The organism is Streptomyces sp. NPDC055103, assembly GCF_053607625.1.
The window spans coordinates 21,513-29,080 of the sequence record NZ_JBSGTX010000091.1 but is presented as its reverse complement, the minus strand read 5'-3'; the positions used below and the strand labels follow the sequence as shown (position 1 = coordinate 29,080).

The 7,568-nt window shown below is 73.8% G+C and carries 9 protein-coding genes; 7 read left to right on the top strand and 2 right to left on the bottom strand.

The genetic code is table 11. The features are described 5' to 3' along the window. Window positions 1-125: 125 nt before the first annotated feature. Together ACWFR1_RS36065 and miaB are read right to left on the bottom strand one after the other, a co-directional pair. Window positions 126-833, bottom strand: coding sequence for a class III extradiol dioxygenase subunit B-like domain-containing protein (locus ACWFR1_RS36065; protein ID WP_453559157.1), 708 nt, complete (start codon window positions 831-833; stop codon window positions 126-128). A 210-nt stretch (window positions 834-1,043) separates the two neighbouring features. Further along, window positions 1,044-2,573, bottom strand: coding sequence for a tRNA (N6-isopentenyl adenosine(37)-C2)-methylthiotransferase MiaB (gene miaB, locus ACWFR1_RS36060; RefSeq protein ID WP_453559154.1), 1,530 nt, complete (start codon window positions 2,571-2,573; stop codon window positions 1,044-1,046). Window positions 2,574-2,674: 101 nt separating this feature from the next. Between miaB and ACWFR1_RS36055 the strand changes: the two genes are divergently transcribed. The 7 genes from ACWFR1_RS36055 to ACWFR1_RS36025 all read left to right on the top strand — a co-directional run bounded on the left by ACWFR1_RS36055 (window position 2,675) and on the right by ACWFR1_RS36025 (window position 7,389). Then, window positions 2,675-3,460, top strand: coding sequence for a DeoR/GlpR family DNA-binding transcription regulator (locus ACWFR1_RS36055; RefSeq protein WP_453559151.1), 786 nt, complete (start codon window positions 2,675-2,677; stop codon window positions 3,458-3,460). Between the two features lie 118 nt (window positions 3,461-3,578). Beyond that, on the top strand, window positions 3,579-3,797 hold the full coding sequence (locus ACWFR1_RS36050) for a hypothetical protein (RefSeq protein WP_453559148.1): 219 nt from the start codon (window positions 3,579-3,581) through the stop codon (window positions 3,795-3,797). Between the two features lie 84 nt (window positions 3,798-3,881). Continuing rightward, window positions 3,882-4,007, top strand: a complete 126-nt coding sequence (locus ACWFR1_RS36045) for a hypothetical protein (protein ID WP_453559145.1) — start codon at window positions 3,882-3,884, stop codon at window positions 4,005-4,007. Next, window positions 4,004-4,663: an NUDIX domain-containing protein gene (locus ACWFR1_RS36040; protein WP_453559142.1), complete on the top strand. Its 660-nt coding sequence runs from the start codon at window positions 4,004-4,006 to the stop codon at window positions 4,661-4,663. Before ACWFR1_RS36045 ends, ACWFR1_RS36040 begins: the two co-directional genes overlap by 4 nt. Window positions 4,664-4,790: 127 nt before the next feature. Next, window positions 4,791-5,465, top strand: a complete 675-nt coding sequence (locus ACWFR1_RS36035) for a DedA family protein (protein ID WP_453559139.1) — start codon at window positions 4,791-4,793, stop codon at window positions 5,463-5,465. Between the two features lie 116 nt (window positions 5,466-5,581). Continuing rightward, window positions 5,582-6,754: a sensor histidine kinase gene (locus ACWFR1_RS36030; RefSeq protein ID WP_453559136.1), complete on the top strand. Its 1,173-nt coding sequence runs from the start codon at window positions 5,582-5,584 to the stop codon at window positions 6,752-6,754. After that, window positions 6,745-7,389, top strand: a complete 645-nt coding sequence (locus ACWFR1_RS36025) for a response regulator transcription factor (RefSeq protein ID WP_453559133.1) — start codon at window positions 6,745-6,747, stop codon at window positions 7,387-7,389. Before ACWFR1_RS36030 ends, ACWFR1_RS36025 begins: the two co-directional genes overlap by 10 nt. Window positions 7,390-7,568: the final 179 nt, after the last annotated feature.

Sequence of the window (7,568 nt, the reverse complement as noted above, 5' to 3'; positions counted from 1 at the left end):
GGCCCCCGGCCGGCCCCCCCCCCCCCTCCCCCCGGGCCCCCCCCGCCGCCCCCCCCCCGGGCGCGGGGCGCCGCCCCCCCCCCCCCCGCCCCCGTCCGCCGTTGTCGTGCTGTCGCGTCGACCCGTCAGGACCAGGCGGCGACGACGTACTCCACGCCGTACGGCGCGTCCTCGTGGAGGAGCCGGCCTTCGAGCCCCCTGCCCTCGGCGGCGCCCGCCAGGACCTGCCAGGGCGCGCGGCCGGCCGCCTTCAGCTCGTACGCGAGCTGCTCGTCCAGCGCGAGCAGCGCCGCCACGTCGGCCGTGCCCAGCGCATGGGCGGCCGCGGCGTCGAAGCCGGCCGCCCGCTCGTCCAGGTAGCCGGGCGCCTTGACGGTCCGGCAGGCGCTGCCGTCGCCCATCACGAGGAGCGCGACCCGGTCGGCGGAGGAGGCGAGTTCACGGCCGGCCGCGGCGCAGGCCCCGGCCGCTTCCCGTTCGTCCACGCCCCGGCCCTCGACGGGCGCGTCGGCCCAGTCGGCGCGGCCGAGCAGCCAGGCACCGACCGCGAGGCTCGCGGGCAGCGGACGGTCGCCGGCGGGCCCGTCGCCGAGGCGTACGGAGAGGTCGACCCCGAAACCGTCGAAGGAACCGGTCGAACCGGTCGGGAAGACGCCGGCGCCGCCCTCGCCGGCGGGCCCGACGACGTACAGCCGGTCGGGGCGCGAGGCGGCCAGCAGTCCGACGGCGTCGGCACAGGCGGTGCGCGCGGCGTCGAGCTCGGGGGCGGCGCCGGTCGCGATCTCGGGCAGGAGGAGCGGCGGGCAGGGGCAGACGGCTGCGGCGACAAGCATGATCCGCACCCTACTGCGCCGCCCCGCCGACATCCCCCGGACAGGCCCTGGGGCCCTGGTCAGTGCCCCGCGGGGGCCCGTGACGGCGGGCCTTGGTCAGTGACCCCGCGATGCCCTGTCACGGTGGTCCCGGGTCAGTGGCCGCGCGGTGACCCGTCACGGCGGTCCCTGGTCAGTGGCCCCGCGGTGACCCGTGACGGCCCGTGGCGGTCAGTGGCTGCCGCAGGCCGGCGCGTCGGCGACCGGGAGCGGTTCCGGGACGCCGATCTTCGGGAGGCCGAGCAGCACGCCCGCGGGCTTCGCGGCGGCCTCCGTGGTGCGCTTCTCCCAGGCGTCGCCGGCGCGCGTGCGGCGTACCGACGTCGTCGGGCCCTCGGCGAGCAGGTGGTGCGGGGCGGCGTAGGTGATCTCGACGGTCACGACGTCACCCGGCCGGACGTCCTGCTCCGGCTTGGTGAAGTGGACGAGCCGGTTGTCGGGGGCGCGGCCGGAGAGGCGGTGCGTGGCGCCGTCCTTGCGGCCCTCGCCCTCGGCGACCATGACCTCCAGGGTGCGGCCGACCTGCTTCTTGTTCTCCTCCCAGGAGATCTCCTCCTGGAGCGCGACGAGGCGCATGTAGCGCTCCTGCACGACGTCCTTGGGGATCTGGTCGTCCATCTCGGCGGCCGGGGTGCCGGGGCGCTTGGAGTACTGGAAGGTGAAGGCGTTCGCGAAGCGGGCCTCGCGGACGGCGTGCATCGTCTGCTCGAAGTCCTCCTCGGTCTCGCCGGGGAAGCCCACGATGATGTCGGTGGAGATGGCGGCGTGCGGGATGGCCTCGCGGACCTTCTCGATGATCCCGAGGAAACGCTCCTGCCGGTACGAGCGGCGCATCGCCCGGAGGATCGAGTCCGAGCCGGACTGCATCGGCATGTGCAGCTGCGGCATCACGTTCGGGGTCTCGGCCATGGCCGCGATCACGTCGTCGGTGAAGTCGCGGGGGTGCGGGGAGGTGAAGCGGACCCGCTCCAGGCCCTCGATCTGCCCGCAGGCCCGCAGCAGCTTGGAGAAGGCCTCGCGGTCGCCCAGGTCGGAGCCGTAGGCGTTGACGTTCTGGCCGAGCAGGGTGATCTCGGAGACGCCCTCGGCGACCAGGGCCTCGATCTCGGCGAGGATGTCGCCGGGACGGCGGTCCTCCTCCTTGCCGCGCAGCGCCGGGACGATGCAGAAGGTGCAGGTGTTGTTGCAGCCGACGGAGATCGAGACCCAGGCGGCGTAGGCGGACTCGCGCCGGGTCGGCAGCGTGGAGGGGAAGGCCTCCAGGGACTCGGCGATCTCGATCTGCGCCTCCTCCTGGATGCGGGCGCGCTCCAGGAGCACCGGCAGCTTGCCGATGTTGTGGGTGCCGAAGACCACGTCGACCCAGGGGGCCTTCTTGACGATGGTGTCGCGGTCCTTCTGAGCGAGGCAGCCGCCGACGGCGATCTGCATGCCGGGGCGGGTGGTCTTCATCGGGGCGAGCCGGCCGAGGTTGCCGTACAGCTTGTTGTCGGCGTTCTCGCGCACCGCGCAGGTGTTGAAGACCACGACGTCGGCGTCGCCGTCGGATCCGCCGGGGGCCCTGACGTAGCCCGCCTCTTCCAGCAGACCGGAGAGCCGCTCGGAGTCGTGCACGTTCATCTGGCACCCGTAGGTGCGAATCTCGTAGGTCTTGGATCCTTCAACGCTCACTGCGGGACTCCGGTCGCTGCTACTGGTCATTGGGACAAGGGTAGGCGGTCCGGGGAGTGCCTCCGCTGGTTCCCGACGAGCGTTCGCACAGGGGCGCGTTCATTCGAACATCACCGTGATAGAAATGAGTCATGGGTGTCGCCAATCGTCTGGACCTGACCCTGCGATTGGTGCAGGGCTCCGACCGGGTTTCCGTGTCGGAGCTCTCCCATCGACTGGGCGTATCGGAGATGACCGTGCGCAGGGACCTCGACGCGCTGGAGCGTCAGGGACTCGTGCGGCGCGTGCACGGCGGCGCCGTCGCCACCCGCGTACGGGAGGAACAGGCCGGCTTCTCGGCCCGGGAGCCGTGGCAGGCCGCCACCAAGGACCGGCTGGGCGCGGCCGCGGCCGCGCTGGTGAAGCCGGGGTCGCGCGTCCTCCTGGACGCGGGGACCACGACCGTGCACGTCGCCGAGCACCTCGCCGCCCGCGGTCCGCTGACGGTCGCCGTGCTGAGCGTCCAGGCGGCGGTGGTCCTGGCCGACCGGCCGGGAATCGACCTTCTGGTCGTCGGCGGGCGCTCCCGTCCCGGTGAGCGCTCCCTCGTCGGCCCGCTCGCCCTGCGCACGCTGGAGTCGCTGGCCTTCGACTGCTTCCTGATGTCCATCGGCGGGGTGCACGCCGAGCACGGCTGGTCGGAGTTCTCCCTGGACGACGCGGCCGTCAAGCAGGCCGGGCTCGCGAGGTCCGACCGGACGGTCGCGGTGGCGGACGCCACCAAGCTCGGCGTACGGGCGTTCAGCCGGGTCGCCCCGCTCGACGCGGCGCACCACTTCGTCACCGACCTGGCCGCCGGGGACGCCGACACGCACCCCGGTGGCCCGCAGACGCTGGACGCGCTGCGGGACGCGGGCGTCGACGTCCGGCTGACCTGAAAGCGCGCACCGCGCCCGTACCGCGCCCACGCCGTACCGCGGCCGCACCGCGCCCGCGCCCCCGCACGCGCCCGCACTCGTACCCGTAGATGTGCCAGTACCGAGGAGTGATCCGCCCGTGACCACCGTTCCCCGCCCGCTGATGATCCTCGTCGCCGGCCCCTACCGCTCGGGCACGGGCGACGACCCCCTCAAGCTCGAAGCCCATGTCCGCGCCATGAACGAGACCGCTCTCGTCCTCTTCCGCGCCGGGCACCTGCCCGTCACCGGCGAGGCCCTCGCCCTGCCGCTCCTGGAGACCGCCGGCAGCGCCCGGACCGGCGACGCGCTCTTCTAGGAGATCTTCCACCCGGTCGCCGAGCGGCTGCTCTCCCGCTGCGACGCGGTCCTGCGGATCGGCGGGCCCTCGGAGGGAGCGGACATGATGGTCGCCCAGGCGCGCGAGCAGGGCAAGGACGTCTACCACTCCCTCGACGCCGTCCCGGCCGTCATACCGGCCGTCGTACCGACAGCCGCTCCGACCGTCACCCCGGGTGCCGCCCGATGACCGCCGGCGTCGACACCCCCGACCGCCGCGGCCGCACCGGCCTTGACCGGCAGGGCCGCGACCTGACCGGCAACCCGCGCGTCCGGATCCGTGACGTGGAGGTGCTCTCCTGCGACTGGTACGTCCTGCGCAAGACCACCTTCGACTACCGGCACAGCGACGGGCACTGGAGCCGCGAGCAGCGCGAGACCCACGACCGCGGCGACGGCGCGACCGTCCTGCTCCACAACACCGAACGCCGTACGGTGCTGCTGACCCGTCAGTTCCGGCTCCCCGCCTACGTCAACGGGCACCCTGACGGCATGCTCCTCGAAACCCCCGCCGGTCTCCTGGACGACGACAGCCCGGAGGACGCGATCCGGCGCGAGGCCGCCGAGGAGACGGGACACACGATCGGGGCCGCCGAGCACGTCTTCGACGTCTACATGAGTCCCGGCTCGGTCACCGAACGGCTGCACTTCTTCGCCGCCCCCTACGACACCGCGGACTTCTCCGGCGGTGGCGGCGGCATCGCCGCCGAGGGCGAGGACATCACGACCGTGGAGCTCCCCTTCGCGGAGGCGCTCGCCATGGTCCGCGACGGCCGGATCGCCGACGCCAAGACCATCATGCTGCTCCAGTGGGCGGCGCTCGACGGACCGTTCCGGCCCGCGTAGCCACCCTGCGGTTTTCCGCAGGAAGCCGGACGGTAAGCCCCATACCGGAGCTGAGCTGGGATTTCTAGGTTGGAGACGTGCCGGGGAGATCGCCCCGGCGCCTCCCTCGCCGCTTGGAGACCCCGTCATGCCTTTCGCCCACCAGCCGCTTCTGGCCCAGGCCGCCCAGGAACCCGCCGACGGTGTCGCCGGGTGGGCCGCCGGCCTCGTCGAGACGATGGGCGGGCCCGGGGCCGGGCTCGCCATCGCGCTGGAGAACCTGTTCCCGCCGCTGCCCAGCGAGGTGATCCTCCCGCTGACCGGCTTCGCCGCCGGGCAGGGGGTGATCAGCCTGGCCTCGGCGCTGTTCTGGACGACCCTGGGCTCGGTCGTCGGGGCCGTGGCCCTCTACTGGATCGGCGCGCTCTTCGGGCGGCGGCGCATGCACGCGCTCTGGGGGCGGCTCCCGCTCGTGAAGGTCTCCGACCTGGAGCGCACCGAGGCGTGGTTCGCGCGGCACGGCACCAAGGCGGTGCTCCTGGGGCGGATGGTGCCGATCTTCCGCAGTCTGATCTCCGTGCCGGCCGGCGTCGAGCGGATGCCCATGCCCGTCTTCCTCCTCCTCACGACGGTCGGCAGCCTCGTGTGGAACAGCGTGCTCGTGATGGCCGGTTACTGGCTCGGGGACCGCTGGGACCTGGTCGAGGGGTACGTCGGCGTGCTGTCCAAGGCCGTCCTGGTACTGGCGCTCGTCGCCCTGGCCGCGTACCTGGCCGTACGGCTCCGGGGGCGCGGGCGCGCCCAGCACCGCCGCACGTCGTGACCGGGCCGCCTCCGCGCCCCACGACCGCCAGCGGGCACGGGCACGGACCGTCCGGGCGATCTTGTACGCGGCAGGGGCCGCCACTAGCCTCGGAAACCGTGCGAGGGGACGAGCGGATGAACGAGCCGGGGGCCGCGGTGCCGGGACCGGCGGCGCGCCGCCTGGCCGGGTCACTCCTCGGCTGCCCGACCGCCCTGCTGGGTGTCCTGTTCTTCCTGGTCTCCGGGGCCGCCCTCGGCCCCTTCCTGCTGTGGCCCCGGACCCGGCCACGGGCCCGTGAGGTCCTGACGGCCGGTGCGCGGCGCCTCGCGGCGCTCGAACGCAGCCGCCGCTCCGCCTTCTTCGGGGACCGTTTCCCCGGCCCGTACGCGGTCTCCGACCGGCGGCTCCTGCGCTATCTCGCGTCCCGCGCCTGGACCGGCACGGTGTACGGGATCGTCCTGGGGCTCCTCGTCTTCGGCGCAGTCCTGGCCGGTCTGCTCGTCGGAGGCGTCGTGCGCGGCACGCTCGGCTGGGCGGAGCTGTTCGCGCAACTGCTCCTCGGCGGCGTGCTCCTCTTCCTCGACGTCCAGGGCCTGTACGCGCTGGCCACCCTGGACGCCCGGCTCGCCCGCGCCTGCTTCGGGCCCTCCGAGAGCGAGCTGCTGCGGCGCCGGATCGACGAACTCGCGGTCAGCCGGGCCGCCGTCGTGCAGGCCGTGGACGCCGAGCGGCGGCGCATCGAGCGCGATCTCCACGACGGTGTGCAGCAGCGGCTCGTGGCGCTCGCCATGCTGCTCGGCCGGGCGCGCCGGAGCCGGGACCGCGACCCCGAGCGGGCGGAGGCGCTGCTGCTCCAGGCGCACCGGGAGGCCGGGGACGTGCTGGCCGAACTACGGGACGTGGCCTGGCGGGTGTACCCCTCAGCGCTGGACAGCCTGGGGCTCGAAGAGGCGCTGGGCGGGGTGGCGCAGCGGTGCTCGGTCCCCCTGCGGATCCGGTTCGAGGTGGCCGGTCCGCTGCCCCGGCCCGTGGAGACGGCCGCCTACTTCGTCGTCTCCGAGGCCGTCACGAACGCCGCCAAGCACGCCTCGGCCTCCGCCGTCTCCGTCCACGTCTCGCTCGGCGGCTCGCCCGGCGGCCCGCTGCTCACTCTGCGGATCGAGGACGACGGGCGAGGCGGGGCCGACCCGGCCGGCAGCGGGCTGACCGGCCTGCGCAGCCGGGTCGCCGCGCTCGACGGCGTCCTGCGTGTCGACAGCCCCCTCGGGGGACCCACCACTCTTGTCGCGGAGCTGCCGTGCGCGTGATCCTGGCCGAGGACTCGACCCTTCTGAGAGAGGGGCTCGTCCGGCTGCTCACCGAGGAGGGTCACGAGGTCGTGGCCGCGCTCGGCGACGCCGTGACGCTGGTCGCGGAGGTCGGGTCCCTGCGGCCTGACGTCGCGGTCGTCGACATCCGCATGCCGCCGACGCACACCGACGAGGGGCTCAGGGCCGCCGTGGAGATCCGCGAGAGGTGGCCGGAGACGGGTGTCCTCGTCCTCTCGCAGCACGTCGAGCGGAGTTACGCGGCCCGGCTGCTCGCCGCCGGGGCCGAGCGGGTCGGCTATCTGCTCAAGGACCGGGTGGCGCAGGTCGAGGAGTTCCTCGACGCGCTTGAGCGGGTCCACGAGGGCGGGGCGGCGATCGACCCGGAGGTCGTACGGCAGCTGGTCGTCCGCACCACGCACGGCGATCCGCTGGCGCGGCTGACCCCGCGCGAGCGTGAGGTCCTCGAAGTGCTGGCCCAGGGATACACGAACGCCGCCATCGCGCGGCAACTGCACCTGTCCCTCAGCGCGGTGGAGAAGTACCTCAACGCCGTCTTCGACAAGCTGGAGCTGCGCAGGGCCGACGGCTACAGCCGCCGCATCCTGGCCGTGCTGCGCTATCTGGAGTCCTGACCGCAACCGGGCCACGACGGGCAGGATCAGCGCCGAGAGGGTGGTGGAGAAGCCGGCCACCGCCACCTCGCCGCGCTCGCCGCTCCGGTGCTCGGCGAGCTCCGCCCGCATCCGCTCGACCTGGGTGAAGACGGCATCGGCGTGCCGGAGCATGATCCGCGCCTCCCCGGCGAGCCGCA